This is a genomic window from Caballeronia grimmiae, assembly GCF_022879615.1.
GTDB lineage: Bacteria > Pseudomonadota > Gammaproteobacteria > Burkholderiales > Burkholderiaceae > Caballeronia > Caballeronia grimmiae.
In genome coordinates this window covers 650,214-671,836 of record NZ_CP084271.1, presented here as the reverse complement: position 1 = coordinate 671,836, position 21,623 = coordinate 650,214, and the positions used below count along the sequence as shown (strand labels likewise).

The 21,623-nt window shown below is 58.8% G+C and carries 17 protein-coding genes; 5 read left to right on the top strand and 12 right to left on the bottom strand.

The window, feature by feature from the left end; all coding sequences use genetic code 11:
* Positions 1-876: 876 nt before the first annotated feature.
* A complete protein-coding gene (locus tag LDZ21_RS03260) occupies positions 877-2,157 on the bottom strand; it encodes an integrase domain-containing protein (protein WP_244794205.1) in 1,281 nt (426 codons plus the stop codon).
* 1,532 nt (positions 2,158-3,689) lie between these two features.
* Positions 3,690-5,126 carry a DUF2142 domain-containing protein gene (locus tag LDZ21_RS03255; RefSeq protein WP_244794204.1) on the bottom strand — a complete coding sequence of 479 codons (1,437 nt, stop codon included), beginning with the start codon at positions 5,124-5,126 and terminating at the stop codon, positions 3,690-3,692.
* 262 nt (positions 5,127-5,388) lie between these two features.
* Between LDZ21_RS03255 and LDZ21_RS03250 the strand changes: the two genes are divergently transcribed.
* From LDZ21_RS03250 to LDZ21_RS03240, 3 genes are all read left to right on the top strand, one after another.
* Positions 5,389-6,342, top strand: coding sequence for a glycosyltransferase family 2 protein (locus LDZ21_RS03250; RefSeq protein WP_244794750.1), 954 nt, complete (start codon positions 5,389-5,391; stop codon positions 6,340-6,342).
* Between the two features lie 64 nt (positions 6,343-6,406).
* Positions 6,407-6,727, top strand: a complete 321-nt coding sequence (locus LDZ21_RS03245; RefSeq protein ID WP_244794203.1) for a GtrA family protein — start codon at positions 6,407-6,409, stop codon at positions 6,725-6,727.
* A gap of 63 nt (positions 6,728-6,790) precedes the next feature.
* Positions 6,791-8,422 carry a hypothetical protein gene (locus LDZ21_RS03240; protein WP_244794202.1) on the top strand — a complete coding sequence of 544 codons (1,632 nt, stop codon included), beginning with the start codon at positions 6,791-6,793 and terminating at the stop codon, positions 8,420-8,422.
* A gap of 156 nt (positions 8,423-8,578) precedes the next feature.
* On the opposite strand, the gene LDZ21_RS03235 is transcribed toward LDZ21_RS03240, so the two are convergent.
* Both LDZ21_RS03235 and LDZ21_RS03230 read right to left on the bottom strand, forming a co-directional pair.
* Complete coding sequence (locus LDZ21_RS03235; protein WP_244794201.1) at positions 8,579-9,292, bottom strand: ABC transporter ATP-binding protein; 714 nt, start codon at positions 9,290-9,292, stop codon at positions 8,579-8,581.
* 3 nt (positions 9,293-9,295) lie between these two features.
* Positions 9,296-10,111, bottom strand: a complete 816-nt coding sequence (locus tag LDZ21_RS03230; RefSeq protein ID WP_244794200.1) for an ABC transporter permease — start codon at positions 10,109-10,111, stop codon at positions 9,296-9,298.
* 292 nt (positions 10,112-10,403) lie between these two features.
* Between LDZ21_RS03230 and LDZ21_RS03225 the strand changes: the two genes are divergently transcribed.
* Positions 10,404-12,569: a glycosyltransferase family 2 protein gene (locus LDZ21_RS03225; RefSeq protein ID WP_244794199.1), complete on the top strand. Its 2,166-nt coding sequence runs from the start codon at positions 10,404-10,406 to the stop codon at positions 12,567-12,569.
* A gap of 62 nt (positions 12,570-12,631) precedes the next feature.
* The gene (gene cysC, locus LDZ21_RS03220) at positions 12,632-13,225 is read left to right on the top strand and encodes an adenylyl-sulfate kinase (RefSeq protein ID WP_244794198.1); all 594 of its coding nucleotides are present in this window, start codon (positions 12,632-12,634) and stop codon (positions 13,223-13,225) included.
* Positions 13,226-13,232: 7 nt separating this feature from the next.
* Here the strand turns inward: cysC and LDZ21_RS03215 are convergent, their stop codons facing one another.
* The 8 genes from LDZ21_RS03215 to rfbA all read right to left on the bottom strand — a co-directional run bounded on the left by LDZ21_RS03215 (position 13,233) and on the right by rfbA (position 21,615).
* Complete coding sequence (locus LDZ21_RS03215; protein ID WP_244794197.1) at positions 13,233-14,057, bottom strand: sulfotransferase family 2 domain-containing protein; 825 nt, start codon at positions 14,055-14,057, stop codon at positions 13,233-13,235.
* Between the two features lie 34 nt (positions 14,058-14,091).
* Positions 14,092-15,015: a glycosyltransferase family 2 protein gene (locus tag LDZ21_RS03210; protein ID WP_244794196.1), complete on the bottom strand. Its 924-nt coding sequence runs from the start codon at positions 15,013-15,015 to the stop codon at positions 14,092-14,094.
* Positions 15,012-15,893 carry a dTDP-4-dehydrorhamnose reductase gene (gene rfbD / locus LDZ21_RS03205; protein ID WP_244794195.1) on the bottom strand — a complete coding sequence of 294 codons (882 nt, stop codon included), beginning with the start codon at positions 15,891-15,893 and terminating at the stop codon, positions 15,012-15,014. Before rfbD ends, LDZ21_RS03210 begins: the two co-directional genes overlap by 4 nt.
* Positions 15,894-15,981: 88 nt before the next feature.
* Positions 15,982-17,133 (bottom strand): UDP-galactopyranose mutase, encoded by a 1,152-nt coding sequence (gene glf / locus LDZ21_RS03200; protein ID WP_244794194.1) that lies wholly within the window; start codon positions 17,131-17,133, stop codon positions 15,982-15,984.
* A 16-nt stretch (positions 17,134-17,149) separates the two neighbouring features.
* A complete protein-coding gene (locus tag LDZ21_RS03195) occupies positions 17,150-19,006 on the bottom strand; it encodes a DUF4422 domain-containing protein (protein ID WP_244794193.1) in 1,857 nt (618 codons plus the stop codon).
* A 67-nt stretch (positions 19,007-19,073) separates the two neighbouring features.
* Positions 19,074-20,015 carry an NAD-dependent epimerase/dehydratase family protein gene (locus LDZ21_RS03190; RefSeq protein WP_244794192.1) on the bottom strand — a complete coding sequence of 314 codons (942 nt, stop codon included), beginning with the start codon at positions 20,013-20,015 and terminating at the stop codon, positions 19,074-19,076.
* 170 nt (positions 20,016-20,185) lie between these two features.
* Positions 20,186-20,737 carry a dTDP-4-dehydrorhamnose 3,5-epimerase gene (gene rfbC / locus LDZ21_RS03185; RefSeq protein ID WP_244794191.1) on the bottom strand — a complete coding sequence of 184 codons (552 nt, stop codon included), beginning with the start codon at positions 20,735-20,737 and terminating at the stop codon, positions 20,186-20,188.
* Positions 20,734-21,615 carry a glucose-1-phosphate thymidylyltransferase RfbA gene (gene rfbA, locus LDZ21_RS03180; RefSeq protein WP_244794190.1) on the bottom strand — a complete coding sequence of 294 codons (882 nt, stop codon included), beginning with the start codon at positions 21,613-21,615 and terminating at the stop codon, positions 20,734-20,736. The genes rfbC and rfbA overlap by 4 nt, the downstream gene beginning before the upstream one ends.
* Positions 21,616-21,623 lie beyond the last annotated feature (8 nt).

The window sequence follows — 21,623 nt, the reverse complement described above, 5'->3', positions numbered from 1 at the left end:
GAAGTCGCTGGCGCAGGCGAACTTTTCATGTGGTACTCCTCATCAATACGACGGACGAGTAGCGGACGTCTTGACGGTGGAGTCGTCCTCGGGCACGTTTCCCGGTTCAAAAACTGGCGTCGGTTTGTCTATTTGCGGATAAATGCGTTGTCTGGAACAAGCAGCCTTGACGGGGTCACGCTTTGCGCTGCGGAAGTCGCGGTATCAAAGCATTGTTACTACGCTTGTCTAGGTCTAGTGCCGGGGAATTTTCTTGGCCAAGATAGTGCAAGGTAGACCATACCTTCGCGGCCGGTGCGTTTTGTTTTTAGCCGGCGTCCTAGCTTGGTGGGCGGCTAGCAGCGTGTGCCGCGGTTGTTTGGCCGCGAGCAACGCTCTCCGGAGAGCGTCCCGTTACGTTTCTTCGGCCGGGGCAACCGCTTGATTCCAATGGTAAATTTGCCTGTTACAAAACGTGCCGAATATTCACCTCCCCCCTATTCGGCACGCTTTGCACATCGTGAAATGACTCCGTCGGGTGGGGAATGGTCGCTTTCGAGTCAAAGGAAAAGCCGTGCACGAGAACTTCGACCCGAGCAAACGACACGCTCTTAGAGACGCACCTACACGCCGTGTTCCGAGACGAGCATGGCCAGGCGATCGCATAGCATCGAGTTCATCAAAATCCGCGGCAAGTGCGTTGGTGCCACTTCGGGCGACTACCGCCGACGACAAGTGACACGGGCGTGACCAAGCGTACAACTTCTTCATTGCTTGCGCAGAGTCCTGTGTTGATGATTGTTCATCATGACCACCGTCGACCGTCAACTGCACCTCGGGGTTGGAAGCCGTCGCCGATGATGACGACTGCGACGTCGTCGGATGGCGACGGCAACCCTACTCGGCGAGCAGTGAAAGCTGGTCCGGTGTGGCGTTGTTGATCGTCAGAGCCAACGGTGGATTTTGGAGGACCTCGTTGGGCGCGGATGTCGGCGGTGCTTCCGTTTCGGCGGCGTTTGCAGGCGTTACAGTTGACACCGGGCCGCCTTTTGCAAGTATCCGATAGAGCGCCTGCCGTGAGATTTTCAGCCGCTTTGCCGCCTCTGATTTGACGCCGTTCGCCGCATCAAGAGCCGCGATCGCCTGCTCGAAAGTCACCACAGGTCGCGACAGGCGCTCCGCCGTCGCGAAGGTTGAGATGTAGGCCGTCGCCTTCGCTGCAAGGCTATGCCCCGCGGCTTCGACCAGCTGTTGCATGGCCTCTTGATGAAGTTCCGGATCGGGCCGATGATCAGGCAGTTTGATCGGTGCCGGCACCCCCGTTATAGCCTCGTACATCTTCTGGAGGTAAGCGTGGCGGAGTCCGTGGACCGTGACGCCCAGGCCACTACGCGTGATGCCCTCTTTCTGGAGCACGTGATAGAAATGGCGGTACCACCGCTTGAGCGACCATGGCTCCGGAATCATCGAGCCGGTGCGCGGGTTCGCGAGCCTCGCTGCACGGATGAGGACTTCGTATTGCCATTCAGCATCGATCGGCACGAGCCGGGGCCTGCCGCCCTTCGTACCATCGATGACGTGCAGGTGGCCCGATACGCGCAGGCATTGCAACGGGCGCAGAAGCATGCTTTCTTGGGCGCGCAAGCCGAACGTCGCTTGCAATTCGACTTGTATGGCGACCCACCGATCATGCTCGCAGAGCCGGGAGATCACTTCGTTGACGTCAACGTTGGCCGCTTCCCAGGATTTATCTTCTTGCGCGACGTAATAGCGGCGATAACCGTCGGGCCGCTTGATGTAGTCATCGACCGTGCCCACCAGCTGGTGCTTTTTCATCCAGGCTGCGAGCGTGCGCCAGTAGGTCAGTTTGTTTTCGACCGTGCCGGGCGCCTGGTCTTTTTCCCCGACCCAGAGCTTCACGAGAAAGGCGATGTGCTTTTCGGAAAGGTTCCAAGGCGACTGTAGTGCAAAGCCGCCCTTTCTCAGTTCGCGGAAGCCGGCGATCAGATGCCGCACGCGATAGGTCTGTGTCTTGATGGATATCGCGTTCGACGTGACGCGCGTCGTGCTATGGGGTTTTGATAGGTGGCGGTTGAAAAGCTCGGCGAGCTCTTTGGTGAGCCGCTGAGGAAGCCCCGCGTTGTCTAACAGAGTTGAGAAGCTGAATTGGATCTTCATGGCCGTCGCATCAAAGGCGACGTTCTCACCTATCAGAAGAACGTCCCGGGTTGTTGGAATACTGCACGCTTTGCTTTCCGGGATCTTAGAGATCAGATCTTCGATTCACCCGGCGCAGGGAAGCACTGCTGCCTGATGATCCACGCGCCGGATATACCGATGCATGGCTACTTGACCGCAGGCGTTAGCCTGTCGAGCCAGGTAATTCCTTTTGCGCTTTTTGTATCGGCGGCGCGAGCCGACAAAATGGGATATAGAAATCCGCACACAGGGTGCAAGTGATTTCCCGTCTTTCGAGCTTGTTCATCACGGTCGCCTCGATTGGAACCGCGCAAATCAAGCTTGGCGAGAGTCGCCCTCGACGAAAGGCATAGATGACGTTCGCACTGTCCGTGCGAAGTTGTTCTCAGACGATGGGAAACTGCGTTCCGCTTGCAAAGCCAATGTTGACGCCGTTGTCGGAGGACTCAGTTTCCGGCACGGCGCACATGGTCAAATCGCAGGATCACTGCGCGGGCGAAGAAGGTAGCGTCCGTCGGACGCTGTGCGAACAGAAATGTAGTGCGTTGCACTGAGGTCGATGCGTTGGAACGCGGATAGGTGAATTGGATGATGCGCTTTCTAGCGCCGAGTTGGCGGTGGAAAGCTCACGATTTTGATACCCCTTTCGGCCAATGCGCCAGCGCGCATCCTCAAGTACGAGGAGGGCTGCCGCTATATTTCGGAACCGATGCATCGCCAATAAACGCCCTTCCGTTCAGCCTTCGTCGCGACCGGCGCTGACTGGGACCTGCGTGGTCAGCCATATCCTGCAGACATCGGTACATCGGCCTTCAGCGCCGCTTGGTTGTCAACGGTGCTACGTCGATACGCTCCCGGGCATGATCCCAAAGCTGCGGTGCTCGCAGCTTCCGGCGGTCTGTTCGAAAGCTAGCTCGTTTCCGCATGGTCGTTTCCGGCGTACGACAGTGGTTATGGAGGATCAGTCGAAGCGGTCTACCTTGGCAAGAGCAGAAGGCAACTGCACGCTTTCAAGTGCAGCCTTCAGCTTCTGCACATTCCCGTAGGTTAGCGTGAGCAGCACGCGGTAAATGCACTCCCTGACGCGGCAACTTTTTGCACATTGGAATTATCATGATATAGGCCGATCGGCGAAAAGAAGCGCAAAAACGTTCCCTTTCCGCTGCACGACGCACCCGATTCGTGGTAGGCGATCCTGGGCGCGCCCATCCTATCTCACTGGGTCGGCATGAGCGGGGAATTGCACCGTCGGCGGTAGAACGGCGATGCGAGTTCCAATTCTCATCCTGCCGGGTGTTTGAACACCCCTTTCGCAACGGCAAGCCTTCAATAACCATTGCGGAGCTTCTTCCCGACTGTGCCCGGTGCCAGGTCTCGCTGGCTCGGCACCCCTCACCGCGAGTCGAGCGTTCGACGTGCGTGCAACGAGCCGACGGTGGCGATAGACGATCATCAGACGGTCATCGACTCGTGCGCGGTTGCGCTGCGTCGTTCTAATAAGTACGTCGAGTTCACTGAAGGTAGAAACGCTGAATGACCAGCGGAACAAGCGAACCAAAGCTGAACAGCGGAAATATCGCGACGAAGAACACGATGAGCGAGCGGCACATAACAAGAACTCGTGACTGCGCGGGCGAATGCGAACGCAGTGACGGCAAGGCCAGGGCAACCAGCGGAAACACCGCGAGGAAATAACGGCCTTGCACGCCGTCCACGACTGTGCCGCCCACCGCCGTCCACGCGAGGTAAAGCGATGCGAAGATCATGACGATCGTTGCGAGCACCGCTAGAAGCGGAACCGCTGATGGGGGCCGGTTGCCAGTCCGAGCGCCATCAAGGTTCAGACAACTGGCGGCTAACGCAATGCAAAGCATTCCGAATGCGACGACGTAATAACCGCGGTGAAAGTAGGTATCCAGCCAACCGAGCGCGCCGACGAAGCTCTGGAAATAGAACACTCCGTTGAGCTTCAATGTCGTGGCGGCGATTGCAAACACTTTGCCCGGATGATGAAAAAGATAGAGGAGTTGCCCCGACACCGAATGAGAAGGCCCGAAGTCGGACCACGCGTGGTATCCGAACGCAATCACCGCCAAGGCCGACGACGCGACCGTCATCGCGATGAAGGTGAGGCGGCGACCACACCCATACTTATCCGGCCGGCCGGACATGTTCAGTCCCGGATGCAGCAGCATGACGAGCAAACCTGCAAGAGGCGGCCGCGCCGATATGCAGATTACGAGCGCCGCGACAACCAGCGCAGCGTACTTGCCGGCGAAGGGGCGCTGATCGTGAATGAGTCTGTCCATCGCAGCGATGATGAGGAAACAAAGCGGCAGTACAGTGACCTCCTGGCTCACCGACGAATAGATCATCATCGTGGTCGGCAATGGCGCGGTCGCGAAAAGGACAATGGAAGTGCGGCGCGAAATGGCGACAGCCAGAGCCGTCAATGCGATGCTGAACAGGAGCCCCGCCGCGCAGGCGAGCGCATATGTGCTGTGGACGCGCATGCCGGCCACGCGCCCCGCAGCGATGGCAAGAGCCTGCGGCACATAGGCGAACGCGGGATAGATCGCGGTATTCGGAAAGCCGACTCTTTCCATGCGCCCGGACCAGACGAGGTCGTCAGTGGCCTTTCGCAGAGCATTCGTCGCCTTGACCTCCGGATGAAACGGAATCTTCGAATACGCGTTCGCGAAGGCAATGGCCGAAGCGTCGACGTCCCCGCCCGATGTGTCGTCGTATCTCTGTCCGAACCAATGACCCTCTGCGATCTGCGCGGAGCGGAAAAAATGCGCGAGCGCGTCCGGCGTCTGAAACGGCGGAGTAGCCAGCAGAAGAAAGAGCCCGGATGCCAGCGAATAGACCAGCAGTAGCGCGCAGAGCCTTACGGCAAGTGGTAGCCGCGCGATCTGGTGAAACGTTGAAGCGGATTCCGTCGGCATGAGAGTTGAGTTCGATTGAGTTCGGGATCACAGCGGCTTCGAGTCCGCGCATGCCCGCCGATCCTGGCCGGTGGCCGGCATTCTAGCGCGCCACTGTCCCTCGCCGGCGGTCCCTGTCGAGCGCAGCGCAGCGCATTGCCAGCCGTCGTCAGCCGCATGCGCAGCCACGCCTTGTCGAGCGGCCGACCACAACGACTACAATACGCACGCCGGCGCAGCCCTCGTTCGCCAGCCGCAGCCTTGTACTCAATGTCGAGTGTCTATGCTTCAATCCACAAAACCGCTTCGCACCGCTGTCGTCATTCCTTGCTACAACGAGGCCGCTGCGATTGCGACCGTCGTGAAAGACTTTCGAACGAGTCTGCCGTACGCGGACATCGTCGTGTTCGACAACAACTCGAGCGATGACACTGCCGGCGTCGCACGGAATGCGGGCGCAAGCGTCATATCCGTCTCGCTGCAGGGAAAGGGCAACGTCGTGCGCAGGATGCTCGCAGACGTCGATGCGGACATTTACGTCATGGTAGACGGCGATGCAACCTACGATGCGTCGGCGGCACCCGCGCTGATCGAGACCCTTCTTCGCAACCGGCTCGACATGGTGGTCGGCTCTCGCTTGTCCGACGAGCAAACCGCCTATCGCCTCGGGCACCGGTTCGGCAACGTGTTGCTGACGCAATGCGCGGCTGCAATCTTCGGCCGGACATTCAAGGACATGCTGTCGGGCTACCGGGTCTTCTCGCGGCGGTTCGCCCGGAGCTTTCCTGCTCACTCGGCGGGTTTCGAGATCGAGACCGAGTTGACGGTCCATGCGTTGGGCCTGCGCATGCCGGTTGCAGAGATCGTGACGAATTACAAGTCGCGCCCGGAAGGTTCGGCGAGCAAGCTCAACACCTATCGCGACGGACTGCGGATCTTGCTCATGATCGGCAGGTTGTTCAAGTCGGAAAAGCCACTGGCTTTCTTCACGGCCGGCTTCCTCGCATGCACGCTGATGTCGGTCGGCTTCGCGTTTCCGGTGTTCGAAACCTTCGTCAAGACGGGGCTCGTACCGAGGATTCCTACCGTGATTCTGAGCAGCGGCCTCATGCTGCTGGGCGCCATCCTGCTTATTTGCGGCATCGTGCTGGATACCGTCACACGGGGGCGCAACGAGATGAAGCACCTCGCTTATCTGTCCGTCCCCCCGCTTCCGAGTGAAATCGACAATGACTGACTGGCAGTCTCAGTTCGTTCGCTTCGGGGTTGCGGGAGCCATCGGCTTTTTCGTCGACGCTGGCGTGCTCTATGCGGCGTTGGGCCTTGGCGCCGGGCCGCACCTCGGACGCGTCATCTCGTTCCTTTGCGCTGCCTTCGTCACCTGGCGAATCAACCGGCGCTATACGTTCACGGCGGACACAGGACGCTCGGCCTGGCGCGAATGGATCGAATATCTGCTCGCGATGTCGGCGGGCGGCGCGGTCAATTACGTCGCATACGCGATCGCCCTGCACTTTTTGCATGACGGCGCTTATCGCCCAGGAACGGCAGTCGCCATCGGTTCGCTTGCAGGCATGTGTGTGAATTTCGCGGCAGCCAAGTTCTGGGCCTTCAGAACCTAAGAAGCACTGCACATCTCGATGGATACGACAACGGCAAGCGATCGGACGCATAGATTCCGACGCATGGACATGAACAGCCCGCGGTCGCTCATGCGCGCGTCCTGGTTCGTTCCGCTGGTTTTCGGCCTGTTCTCCGTGGCTCAGGGCGCGGACGCCAACTGGGACTTGCGCAACTATCACCTGTACAACGCTTTTGCCTTCCTTCACGGAAGGCTGTCGGTCGACCTGGCTCCTGCTGGTATGCAGAGCTATTTCAATCCGCTGCTGGACGTGCCGTATTACCTGATGACGATGCATCTGCCGGCGATGCTGGTCGGCTTCATCATGGGGGTGATGCATGGTCTGAACTTCGTGCTGCTGCTCGGAATCTGCCGTCTCACGCTGGGCGATCTGCCCGAGACTGCGAGGTATCGGACGCCCTTCTGGCTCGCCATCGCCGGCTGCCTGACGGCCAACTTCCTGTCTGGCATCGGCAACAGCATGGGCGACGACACGACGGCGCTTTTCAGCCTCGGCGCGCTGTTCATGCTGCTGAAGGTGTGGGCGCGACTGCCGCAGTCCAGCATGCGCGTCATGGCGATGGTGGTGATTGCAGGGTTCGTCTCCGGAGCAGGCGCCGGCCTCAAGCTGACGACAGCCGTGTTCTCCGTCGGGCTCTGCGTCGGACTGCTCGTCGCTCCCGTGTCGTTGCCAAGGCGAGTGTTGACCGCGTTCCTGTTCGGCGTGGGCGTCCTGGCGGGACTCGCGCTCACTGGGGGCTTCTGGTTCGTGGAGATGTGGCATCAGTACGGCAATCCGCTCTATCCGCAGTTCAGCTCCATTTTTCCGAGTCCGCTGACCTCATCGGTGGCGATCGTGGATACCGTCTGGTTTCCTAAGAACGTGTGGGAATCCCTCGCGTGGGCATTCATATTTTCGTTAGATCCGCGCCGTGTCGGACAAGCCCGATTGCATCAAGTGATATGGGCTTTGGCTTACGTTTGCTTCTGGTGGTGGGTGGGCGCGCGCGCCGTTGGACGGATCAGACACAAAGAGAGTCCGCCGTTGCCGTCCCGTGGCCGATACGTCATCGCGTATGTGGCAATCGGCTATGTCGTGTGGATGAAGGTCTTCAGCATTCAGCGCTACCTTGTCTCGATCGAGCTCTGTCTGCCTCTCGTTATTTATCTGATGCTTCGCCAGACGACGACCTATGAGCGAGCGACCAAGCTAGCCAAGCGAGCATTTATCGCCTGCTCCGTCCTGGTCGTGGCTGGCGGCGCGCATTCGTGGGGGCATGAACGTTGGTCGGGCAGAATGTTTTCTATCGATCTGCCTCCCCTCTCCGCTGCCGAAAGGACGACGGTCATCCTGACTGCCGGCGACCCGCCGCTGGGGTGGCTGGTGCCCCTGTTCCCCGAATCGGTCGCGTTCGCCACCATTCGATCAGCTTTTCCCCAAGCGCGGCCTGCATACGACGAACGGCTTCACGCGATGGCGCGTTCGCGCGGCGGACCGGTGTATGCGCTGATCCCGGCTTATCTGGACAAAGGCGATTACGATTCCGCGCGAAACTCGCGCGAGATCGCGGACTCGCAGACTGCTCTCGCAGACTATGGCTTCGTGCTCGACGTCGGTTCTTGCAAGCTGTACGACGCCCGGATTGGAGCGGGCGTGTATCCGTATCAGTGGTGCCGCGTCGCGAGTGCGCGGTAGTTGACGGCTCGCGAAGATCGAACGCTTCGTATCGCGAGTGGGCGCAGCCATGGCGCATCGCTCTTACGCTTCGCTGCGCCGCTGTCGAAGATCGGGTGCAGCAGTTCGGCCCGGGCCTCGCTCACGAATATGGACGACGCCCGGCGCTCACCCATGTCAGATTCGGCGGACGTCCTTCACCCGCCCATGCTCCATCTCGACGATCATATTGCAGAGGTCGTCGATGATGTCCTTGTTATGGGACGCAAGCACCAGAATGTCCGCGTTACCGACGAACTTGGTCATATGTGCTTCCGCCTTCTTGACGAACGATGCATCGCCGACGCTCAGCCATTCGTCCATGAGCAGCACATCCGCATGCATGCTCGTCACGATGGCGAACGCGAGTCGCAGCACCATCCCGCTCGAATACGTGCGAACGGGCATCTGCAGATAATCTCCGAGTTCCGAGAACTCCGCGATCTGCGGCGTCAGTCGCACCATCTCCGCCTTGGACGCGCCGAGAATGAGACCGCGAAGCACGATGTTCTCGTAGCCGGTAGCTTCGTAGTCCAGCCCCAGCGTGAGGTCGAGCAGGCTGGTCACTCGGCCCTTCGAGCAGAACCGGCCCGTCGTCGGCTCGTAGATGCCCGCCAGCATGCGCAATAGTGTCGTCTTGCCCGCGCCATTATGGCCAACGAGGCCGACCCTATCGCCCGCCTTGATCTCCAGCGTCACATCCCGCAGCGCCTCGACAACTGTGAGCTTCCGGCTATGCGCCGCAATGCGTCCGCCAGTGGCGGCGGACAGAACCATTTGTTTCAGCGATCGGTTGCTGGCTCCATAGACCGGCAGGTTAAGGCTGCAGTTACTTAAGCTAAGAAAGGCCATGCTTTAGATCCAGAAAGCGATGCGCGAGCGGAAACGGATGAACAGCGGTATGGCGATCGCGAACAGGACCGCGATGCACGCCCCTGCCCCCTCGTACAACGACGCGTCCGGCACAGGTCCATAAAGCGGTCCGCGCACGAGTTGGATAAAAATGTACAGTGGGTTCCACTCGGCGAAATAGGCGCGGTGCCCGAGCGCGTTCGGCTTCCAGAAGATTGGCGTGAGGAAGAAAGCCAGTTGAACCACGCTCCCCACGATCGGCTGCATATCCCTGAAACGCGCGCAGAAGATTCCCAGAATGAGCGAAAGCGGAACTGCGGCGATGGCAATAAGGAGCAGGCCGGGGATGGCCATGAGCCATTCGACCTTCGGAGAGATGCTTAGATACAGCATCACCGGAATGTACGCCAGAATGTTGTGAGCGAAAAACAGGAAGTTGCGGTAGACACTGCGGAAGATATGCAACGTCAGCGGCAAGCGCACCGACCGCACAATGCTGTCCGCGCCCGTGAAGACGATGCAACCCTCCAGAATCAACGTGGAAACGAGCCCCCACGTAATAATGCCGAGCGCCAGGTACGGCACGAAATCTTCAGTGCTGAAGTTGAGCAGCGCACCGTAAAGCGGGCCCATTGCCGCAATCGTCACGGCCATCGTCAAGGTAATCCACAATGGTCCCAGGACCGAGCGGCGATAGCGTTGCCTGATGTCCTGCCAAGCCAAGGTCGACCAGATGGGAAAGGCCTTGATGCCGTCGACGAGGTCGCGCAGGGCGCGTGAGGCTCGACCCTCTACCGGCATGTTGGAAGTGTCTTGCATGTGAGCCTGTTTCCTCCTGAATGCATAAAAGTCCGCGAGCTGCGACGAACCGCGCGTGAACACGGGGTCACCTGCCTCCAGTAGCGACGTTTCGCGGATAAGGCCACACATTGTAAATGGGGGATGGCGGTTTCCAACGACGCCGCCAACTCAAGGCGACTGAGCGACCGTCCTATGGTTGCGCAGGTTTGCTGAAACCAAAATTCTACCTCAGTCATCCGCTCGGCCGTCCGCCAAAACCTCTGAAGCTATACTTCAGGGTTTGAGTCAAATTCTTCCCGGAGCGTCCCTTATGCCGAAGGACAATGACAACACGTCGCGGTCGCAACCTAGCGGCGACATCGCAGCAACATCGGCAGAGCAGGTCGCCAGCCAGGAACGAGTGACGGCCGAAGGCGAATACATTGCTGGCGAACAGAAGGCCGCGAGTCGTCACGACCCGCAGAATGTGATTGCGGCCCAAGAGCGCACCATCGCGCGGCTCCAGGCCGATCTACAGGCCATGCGCGATTCAATGTCGTGGCGAGTGACGGCGCCGCTCAGGATCGGCGTGACTCGCATGCGGCGCTTGCAGCGGGCATTGAACTCCGTCTCACAGCATCTGCGCATGCGTGGAGGCGTCGGGCCGGCGCTGACACACTATCACGCGATTCTTCGAAAGGAGGGCTTCGACGGCGTGCGCCGCCGTGCTGTCCGCATCTTGCAACCTACTGCGGGGGACACGTGTCCCGAGGCGTACGCGGCATGGATCCGCCGCCATGACAGCATCGATGCGGCGAAACGAGCGGAACTAACAGCAACCGTCGGCCAGTTGAAGTCCCAGCCGCTCATCTCCGTTCTCGTGCCGGTCTATAACAGCGACTTGCAACTCCTGACCGAGATGATTCAGTCAGTCCGCTCGCAGATTTACGCGCACTGGGAGCTTTGCATTGCCGACGACGCTTCGACGAAACCGGAGATTCGCCCCTTTCTGGAGCGACTCGCGTCCGAGGATGCGCGCATCAAGGTCGTCTTTCGCGAGCGCAATGGTCATATTTCCGAGGCAAGCAACAGCGCGCTCGGCATTGCGACCGGAGCTTTCATCGCCCTGCTCGACCATGACGATATCTTGCCCGAGCACGCCCTGTTCATGGTCGTGAAGGCGATCAACGAGCATCCCAAGGCGCGACTCTTCTATAGCGACGAAGACAAGATCGAACTCGACGGCACCCGGAAAGCGCCTTACTTCAAAAGCGACTTCAACCAGGAGCTTTTCCTCGCGCAGAACCTTTTCTCGCATCTCGGCATGTATGAAGCGGCATTGATCAGGCAAGTCGGCGGATTCCGGCGAGGGTTCGAGGGTAGCCAGGATCACGACCTCGCGTTGCGTTGTATCGAGGCCGCCGGAAGCGAGGCGGTCCATCACATTCCCCATGTGCTTTATCACTGGAGAGTCACGCCCGAAAGCACTGCAAGCAAGGGAGGCGCCAAGCCTTATGCGCTGGAGGCGGGGATTCGGGCGGTCAATGAACACCTGGCGCGCATCGGTATCGACGGCAAGGCGGAGCGTCAAGGGCCGGACATCGATCTGATTCGTGTTCGCTATGGCGTGCCGACGCCGGCACCGTTGCTTTCGATCATCATCCCCACGCGGGACGGCGTGGAGTTACTCCGTCAATGCATCGAGAGCATTTTCGCCAAGAGCACCTATCCGCGCTTCGAGGTGATCGTAGTCGACAACGGCAGCGTCAAGACTGAGACCTTTCAATACTTCGATAGCCTCCGCGTCCGGCCTAACGTGCGAGTGCTCCGAGACGACCGTCCATTCAACTTTTCGGCATTGAACAACGGAGCGGTCGCGCAGGCGAATGGCGAGTTCGTCTGCCTGCTGAACAACGACATCGAAGTGCTTTCGCCGGACTGGATGGAAGAAATGGTATCGCTCGCCGCTCAGCCGGGGAACGGTGCAGTCGGTGCTTGCCTCTGGTATCCCAACGACACATTGCAACATGGCGGAATCATTCTCGGCCTCGGGGGAATCGCCGGGCATATGCATTACAAAGCCCCGCGCCATGCCTTTGGCTATTTCGGCCGCGCCGTGTCGACTCAGAATCTTTCAGCCGTTACCGCAGCCTGCCTTGTCATCCGCAAATCGATATACAAGGCCGTGGGTGGATTGGACGAGGAACTGGCGGTCGCATTCAACGATGTAGACTTTTGCATTCGAGTACGCGAAGCGGGCTATCGGAACGTATGGACGCCGCATGCATCGCTGTACCATCACGAGTCCGCTACGCGCGGCTCCGACATGGCGCCCGAGAAAGCCAAGCGTTTCATGAGCGAAATCGGGTGGATGGAAAGCCGTTGGGGAGAATTGCTACTGCGCGATCCGTTCTACAACCCGAATCTCACGCTGGAAACTTCCGGGCAGCCGTTCGAATTGGCAAGAGAGCCGCGGATCGGGCAATTCGAATGCTAAGTCACTCGATTTTCAGCATGCGATGATTGGTGTACTCAGTCGCTGTTGGGTATAACGACCGCGTGGCAAAAAAAATCCACATTGCTCAACATGAAATCCGTGACGAAATAACGATGTTTCAAGCTAATGATTTTCCGTGTGTGTGGCTCACAGGCCTTTCGGGCGCCGGCAAGTCGACGATCGCCAATGGACTGATCGCTGTCTTGCGAGAAAGCGGCCAGGCGGCGCTTCTGCTCGATGGAGACGTATTGCGTAACGGGCTGAGCCGCGACCTGTCTTTTTCTGTGCAGGATCGCGCCGAGAACGTACGGCGCGCCGCAGAGATTGCGCGCCTCGCGGCCGATGCCGGGATCGTTCCGGTCGTTGCGCTTATTTCGCCGTTGCGGTCCGAACGCGCACGCGCAAAGGACATCGTCGGCGCCAGTCGCTTTATCGAAATTTTCGTCGACACGCCGCTGCGGTTATGTGAGGCACGCGATCTGAAGGGACTGTACGTGCAGGCGCGCAAAGGCGCCATCAAGGAATTCACGGGAATCAGCAGCCCCTACGAAGCGCCGGAATCCCCAGACGTACATCTGTCGACTGAGGGCTCCAGCCCCGATCAGTGCGTTCAAGCGATCATGGAGCACCTGGCTCGCCGCACGCGCAAAAAATAGCGCTGAATCAAGCGGTCTGATTCACCGGATCCGCTTGCCGATTCTCCTCGACTTTTGCCCGCGTATCCGCAACGACGTCATGCAAACCGGCGGCGTCGTCTCGTGAGACTGACGTTTCGCCGGTCGTCTCGTAGAAGTTCGCCGCCGCCAGCAATCGATAGTCGTCTGCGAATCGCTTCTGGATCAGATCCACGAGGTAAGGGTCGCGGAAGCTCTCGGGCGACGGATATTGACCGCACACCATCTTGAAGCCGACGAAGGCCTCCCCAGGCACGTCGAATACGTCTTCCCCAATGTTGAGTTGTGAATGCGTCGCATGCGGCGCGAAGTTCCGTAGCTCGATGGATCGAAGCAGAGGATGCATCTTCCATTGGTCTTCGAGTCGGCGCATCTCGAGGACGACGCTGGGTTGCTCACCGCCAAGGAACGACGACTGGCTGCGCCAGTGCATATCCAGTTGTTCGTCCGGAAAGGACGCGAGGTGCACCACGAATTCGCGGAAAGTGATGGAAGTGCGCCAATCCGGACGTTGGCGCATTCTTTGCGCGCGCCATACGTAATCGAGCAGCTCGTGGACGAACAACTCTTCCGCCAGTATGTCCGTCAGTTTGTTCAGATACGCGGAAACCGCGCGCTCGAAAGGATCGCGCAACACTGCGATGCACGGCCAGTCTTTCGCCCCTTCTTGTGCGGCTTCGAAGCGGGCACCGAACTGATGCGGATGCGCCCCATTAATGACGGAATGCCCGAGGCTGTTCATAACCGTCGAACACGCGTTTTTGGGGATGCGGATGAACCTGAGCTTGTGCTCGGGAAAGTAGAGGATAGTCATTGCCGATAGCCTTCGCGTTTTTACTAATGCGAGTCTACATAATCGGCGGCTTTCCTGCTTTGTCAGATATTACGAAATGGCCCATTCGCTTGGCCCATCCGTCGCGGATCCCGCGCGCGGACATTCGCACGTGGCGAGAACCGTTCGGGATAAAAAATGCGTAAATGAGCAATCTGAAAGGAAGTTTGACCGCTTCGGTCGTCTTCCACGTCAAAGGTACGTCTCGACGGCGAAGTAGGTAGATTGCGTTGCGAAACAAATAGTAATGGCGAAGCGGAGAATGCATTGGATAGTTTCGCCCGAGGACACGAACCGGCGCCTCCCCCAATTCATGAACCATTCTCACCCAAGGCAGCCCCAATAACCGGTACCCTCGCGTACGAGCGCGCATGCACCATTCCGTGTCGACGAGATCAATAAAGAGACCGTCGTCCATTGGACCGATCTCGTCCCACACCCTCAAATTAATGCACGATCCGGAGCTAATTAGGAAATCGACATCGATTGGCGAATTACCGGTCGGCATCACCCGCTGGAGCCTGAAATAGCCGAAGCGAACGAACGGCGCAACTCCGCGCAGACGTGGATCTTCGTAAGCTGGGCCGACAAGCGCCACTTTGGCGTCGAGACCACGCGATGCATCCAGCGCGCGGTACAACTCGTCGATCAGTGACTCGGTGACGGAACTGTCCTGGTCAAACAGAATCGCCGCGTCGTGACCACGCTGTCGTAATTCCGCGACGCCCTGATTGATCGCCGTCGCAATGCCGACGTTTGCACCGTTGGCCACATAGACGACGCCGGAGTTCAGTCTGGCTGCCACGTCGCCGTTCAGGTCGGACAAGGGCGTGTTGTCGACGACGACGCACTCGCACCATTGCGCGATAGCATTGGCGCGTGCGATGCATTCCGAGTCGGGGTGATAGAAGACGACGACCGCGCCGCAGTGGGCGATCATCGCTGGCTCATGCAGAGCGTGAGCGCCTCCCGCCAGTCCTGTGGCACCGTGCCGAAGGTCGCGCGCAGCTTCGAGGTATCTAGCCGGGAGTTAGCAGGACGCACCGCGCGAGCGGGATATTCCGCGCTTGTGATGGGGCGCAGGCGCGCCTTATCGAGATTCGCCAACTCGAAGATTGCCTGCGCGAAGCCGAACCACGACGTCTCGCCCGCCGCAGCGAAATGGTATAAGCCGGCGTGTTCGTCGCCCCATTCGGGACGCGCGAGTGCTTGAGCCAACACCTGGCTTGTCATTGCAGCAATCGTGGACGCGCATGTCGGCGCGCCAATCTGATCGGATACGATCGAGAGCTCGTCGCGTTCGGTCGCGAGGCGCAGCATCGTTGTGAGGAAGTTCTGGCCGCGATTGCTGTACACCCAGCTCGTACGAAAGATCAGATGGCGACACCCGCTCGCCGCGACTGCCTGCTCCCCTTCCAGCTTGGTGCGCCCGTAGACGTTCTGCGGATTGGGCTCATCTTCTTCCGTGTAGGCGCCTGCCTTCCGGCCGTCGAACACATAATCGGTCGAAAACTGAACCAGCAGCGCGCCGAGTTTTTTTGCCTCTTCGGCCATGACCGCCGGCGCGTGCGCATTGACGTCGGCCGCCGTCGCCGTTTCCAGTTCGGCTTTGTCGACGGCTGTGTACGCTGCCGGATTGACGATCACCGCCGGGTGGAACTCGCTCACTACTTGACGAATGCTGTCAGGGTCGGACAGATCCATTACCGATCGGTCGGCAGCGACGATTCGCCCCAATCCTTGCAGCGAACGCAGCAGCTCGAAGCCGAGCTGCCCGCGCACGCCGGTCACCAGAATCACCCTATCCGAAGACGCCATTCTCTTGATCCCACAATCTAGTCTTTCACAGTTCGCATTCACTGGACACGCGGTAGCAGAACGCTACAGCCGCCTTGGCTTCTTGATCTCAGAGCGGTGACACCACGAAAGGCGGCATTTCTCCGCCTTCGCGCGCCAGCTTGAGGAAGAGGTCTGCGGTTTCCAGCGCCTCGCGGATAGTTACGTCCATGTCGAGGTAACGGTAAGTACCCAGCCGCCCGATGAAAGTGACATTTCTCTCCGAAGCGGCCGCCTCGACGTATTGACCCAGAATCTTCTGCTCTTCGACGAGACGGATCGGGTAGTACGGTGTTTCGTCCGGCTGGCAGAGGCTGCTGTACTCCTTGAACGCGATTGTCTTGTCGTGCTGTTCCCAGGGCGCGAAATGCTTGTGCTCCGAGATTCGAGTGTAAGGAACGCTCTCTTCCGGGTAGCTCATCACGGCACAGCCTTGATAGTCGCCTACATCGCGGATCGGTTCGAACTTCAGCGTGCGGTAGCCCAAGCGCCCGAACTTGTGTTCGAACCAGCTATCCAGCGGGCCGCTGAAGAAAACGTGGTCACTGGCGGCCGCATCGCTGCGGGAAAACTTGGTTTTCAATTGAACGGTTATGTTGTCGTGCTTCAGAATGCCTTCGACGATGTGCGTATAACCGTTCTTCGGAATGCCCTGGTATTTGTGATTGAAGTAGTTGTCGTCGTAATTGAAGCGCACCGGCAGCCGCTTGAGCACCGATGCGGGCAGTTCGCTCGGTGGCAGGCCCCATTGCTTGATAGGGTAGCCGCGAAAGAAGGCGTGATAGAGTTCCTCGCCGAGAAACTTGAGCGCCTGTTGCTCGAAGCTGACCGCAACGTCGATTGACTTGTCCGCTTTCTCGGCGATAAACGCTTCAGCTTCGCGAGGACTCAGCGTCTTCGAAAAGAACTGGTTGATTGTGTGAAGGTTGATTGGCAGGCCATACACCGCGCCCCCCGTCGTCGCCTTCACCCGCGTAGTGTAAGGCATCATCTGGTCGTACCGCTGGATGTACGCCCATACACGCTCGTTGTCGGTGTGAAAAATGTGCGGCCCATGCACGTGCACGTTGACGCCAGTCTCTTCGTCTCGCTCAGTGTGGCAATTGCCCGCAACGTGATCACGCGATTCGAGCACGGTCACGCGGAAACCCTGCTCCGCCAACTCGCGCGCTATGACGGCACCCGAGAAGCCCGCACCTACAATTAGAATATTCCGTGTCATTTCTCGACTCCTGCGATCACAAACGCTTCTCGAGCGCGACGGCCGTATTCCACAGACGGCGCCGCATGAATCCGGGCATGGAGCGCCAGATTCGCGATGCCATCCAGCGAGTCGCCGTGGTCTTCCTTGCGGAAGTCGCCGTCTTCGGGCCGGCATTAACCATGCGCGCCAATACGCGTTCATACCACGGCGTCAGGCGAAGGTAGTACCAGTAGTAATGCGCGAAGAAGGAGTCGAAGTTATCCCACGGCTTCTGCCCGCCCGCGTAGTGAATGATAGAGGGCGCCTGAATGGAACGTTCGTACTCTCGATTCAGGGCATCCGGCAATACACCGCCGAGTTCGGCCGGCAGGCTGACGCAATTCCAGTTGGAACTCAGGTACTTCACGTCACGCGCAAGATGTTTATTGAGCACGTCCTGGTCCAGGAACCAGTAACGCCTGTTGCGAAGATCCGCGATCATCTTCTCGCTCATTTTCAGAGCGCGCAGCTTTTCGAGGTCGAACAGGATGACGCCTGCCTGGAAGTAGCTGCCGTGATCATCGCCGAGCCCAAGATAGTCCGACAAGTACTTCATGCTCGGCTTGCCGCCGAGCGTGGCGATGGAAGGAACGCCCTGAACCACGAACGCCCGCATGATGAGGTCGCGTACCGCCGCGATGGATTTCCCTTCGAGGTCGGTATCGAACACCTTGCTCACGTCGTCGAGCACGACCACATCGGTATCGAGAAAGAGCAGTCGCGGCCGGTCCAGCACGATGTCCGGCAGCGCGAGGCGGTAGAACGTGGCGCGCGTGAAGTACATGTGCGCTTCGATGTCGAGAAACTGCATCGACATATCGATGAACGAGATCCGCGCGTGCGGGTGCAGCCGCTCCAGCATGCGCAGGCCGTGCCGGTCATCGTCAGTGATACCGCCGTCAAGAATAAGAAAATCGATGAACCGGGAACGGCTCGCATTCGAGAAGACGGACGCGATGAGTGCCGCCATATGCGACACGTAATTGTGATCAGTCGCCGCGACAATCGACACAAGCGGCAAATCGGACTGCGGTACTGGCGGACAAAGCGCATACGGCTTCGTGTCTCGGACAAATACGCGACGCAGGTACCGCACCTTCAGCGTCGGACGGGCGCGCAAGACATGCGTGGCGAAAACGCCCATCATGCGTTCCGCAATGTAGCCTATTGCCCGGCACTCTGACGCGTCATAGCCGGTCGTATCGATTTTTCCTTCGAGTTCCGAGAGAATCTTGAAGAGCCACTGCGAATACTCTTCGAATATTTCCCGTCTAAAGACGAACATATTGGTGAAGAATCCGGCTTCTGAATTCATCACCGTCTTGAAGTCCGGGTAAAACTCCGGACACGTCGCGTTAATGATCTCGCCCGCGCGCTCGAGATCCTCGATATGGTGTGCCGGCGCCGACTTGTAATGCTCGTAAATCGTCTTGCTGCCGGACGGCGAAACATTCCAAGGCTCCGGCAAGACCATGTCGTAACCTTCGACGCATTCGCGGATCGCATCGTCATTCAGACCATAGCGATCGAGCATCTCCTTCGTGAATCGCTCTTCAACCACCACGCCGGCTGCATCCACGACGCGATTCTTCAATTCGGGATAAAAATCGAACAGACGGCGGTAGTGCATGAATCCGACGTAGTCGGATGTCTTGTCGTTCTTCCAGACCCAATACTGCCCGGTCAGTTCGCAATATGCCGGATTCTTTGCCGACATGTTGTCGCCCGCATCATCCCCCAGCATGGGCAGACGGTGCTTGGCTATGGCGCGCCCCGTCTGAATGGGCACCAGGGATTCGGTCTCCAGCAGATGTGCCGAATTAAAATAGTTGATATAGATCGAGATTTTCATTGTTGCTTCAGAAGAACGTCGGCACTGACTGCCGTGCCGCCGGCACCACAGGATCTAGTTATTAGGTTCAGCGACTCTGCAAGACTTGCGTCTGCTGTCTCGCCCATTCCAGCGTGCGGCCAATGCCCTCCGTGATTGAAACCTTCGGAGACCATCCCAGGTGCTGCTTCGCTTTCGAAATATCCAGGACATTAATGGGCTGATCGACCTTGCGCGACGGCGTGTAGTTGACGTGGAAGTCGAGGCCACACTCGTTCTTGAGCAGATCAACGATTTGCGCGAGGCTAAGACCAACACCCGAACCGATATTGAAGACGTCGTTGCGCGCTTCGCTCGTGGCGGCTATCCCGATCGCTCTGATCACATCGGCGATATACACATAATCCCGCACCACGGAACCGTCGCCCCAAATCTCCAGCGGGGCGTTCGAGAGTATCTTGCCGATGAAATTCGCAAGCACGCCCTGATTGGCGTGCAGGCGCTGTCCGACGCCATAGGGATTCGCAAGGCGAATGACGTTGTATTCGAGGTCGTGGAGCTTTCGATACAGCGACAGATAATGCTCGACGGTCTTTTTGACGATACCGTAAGAGCACGAGGGAGCGCCGTGCGTGTCCTCGGTGATCGGGACGGAGTGCGGGCCGCCGTAGACGGTTCCGCCTGAGGAGAGGTACACGATACGCCCCACGCCGGATTGGCGCATGGCTTCGAGCAACTGGATGGTCCCGATGAGGTTCGTCTCGATGTCGAAAGTCACCTTGTCGTTCGAGTTCGCCGGGCCGACACTCGATGCCAGATGGAAACAGACATCGACATCGACGAGGGAGTTCTGCATCACGACGGGATCGAAATACTTGCCGTAGATCGTCGTGACGTTCTCGGGTGGAAGCGGGATACAGGGCACCGCTCCCTCGATATCGACGATCTTGACGTGCCAACCCTCAGAGACCAGATAGTTAGCCAGATGAGAGCCGATGAAGCCGAATCCGCCCGTAATGAGTGCGTTCATCTCAAGTTCCGTTTGCGCGCCTTATGGTCTGCCGCGTCGGCACGCTGTCAAAGTTCACTGCTCCCTGTTCTCATCGAAGACCAGGATCCCCGTCGAAAGACGGCCGGGTGGCTCCGCATGCCGCTTCTGTGCGCGGTCGGTGAGCATGGTAAATGTCTCAGCCAAACAGGTCAGTCGAAGACTTCGGCATCCAGGAACGCTTTGCCGGCTGCATCCTTGGCCGCGAGCATCGGCTCGAAGTCGATGGGCCACTCGATGCCGATAGTCGGATCGTCCCAGCGAATGCAGCGCTCGTGCTCGGGATACCAGAAATCCGTTGTCTTGTAGAGAAATTCCGCAGCTTCCGTGAGTACGACGAACCCATGTGCGAAGCCAGGCGGAACCCACAATTGACGATGATTCTCGGCGCTGAGTCGTACTCCTGTCCATTTCCCGAAGCTTGGAGAACTGCGGCGAATGTCGACAGCAACGTCGAATACCTCTCCTTCGACTACCCGGACTAGTTTGCCTTGGGGATGCTTTATCTGGAAGTGCATGCCGCGCAACACTCCACGCGCCGACCGCGAGTGATTGTCTTGCACGAACGTCACGCCGGGCTGGACATGCTCCGCGAACTCGCGTGCATTGAAGCTCTCGTAAAAGAAGCCGCGCGCGTCGCCGAACACTGCCGGTTCGACGATTTTGACATCCGGCAGCGACGTGGCGCTTACTGTGATGGTCATGCGACTTTGTCGGTAGAGAGGTTTCGAAGGTATTGACCGTAAGCGTTCTTCGCGAGCGGGGCGGCCAGCGCAAGTAACTGCTCCGTGTTGATCCAGTTGGATCGATAAGCAATTTCTTCTGGACACGCGACGACGAGTCCCTGACGCTTTTGCAGCGTCGCGATGAAGGTCGCCGCTTCGATCAGTGAATCATGCGTGCCCGTATCGAGCCACGCATAGCCACGTCCCATGATCTCGACGTCCAGTTTCTGCTCTTCCAGATAGCGCAGATTGACGTCTGTTATTTCGAGTTCGCCTCGCGGCGAGGGTTTGATATCCGACGCAATGCCGCAGACCTTGTTGTCGTAGAAGTACAAGCCCGTTACTGCGTAATTCGAGCGCGGCTTCGCCGGCTTCTCTTCGATCGAAAGCGCGCGAAACTGCTCGTCGAATTCGACGACGCCGTAGCGTTCCGGATCATGCACGTGATATGCAAATACCGTTGCACCGTCTGTCCGCGCATCGGCACTCGCCAGTTGCTTGGCGAGATCATGACCATAGAAGATGTTGTCGCCCAAAATGAGCGCGGAAGGATCGTTGCCCACGAATTCCTTGCCGATGATGAACGCCTGCGCCAGCCCGTCAGGCGAAGGCTGCACGGCATACTGGATATTCATGCCCCACTGGCTGCCATCGCCGAGCATCGACTCGAAGCGGGGCGTATCCTGCGGCGTCGAGATGACCAGCACGTCCCGAATGCCCGCAATCATCAACGTCGACAGCGGGTAATAAATCATCGGCTTGTCGTACACGGGCAGCAGTTGCTTCGATACCGCATGCGTGATCGGATAGAGCCGCGTGCCGGAACCGCCGGCGAGAATAATGCCTTTGCGCGCCATGCCCTGCT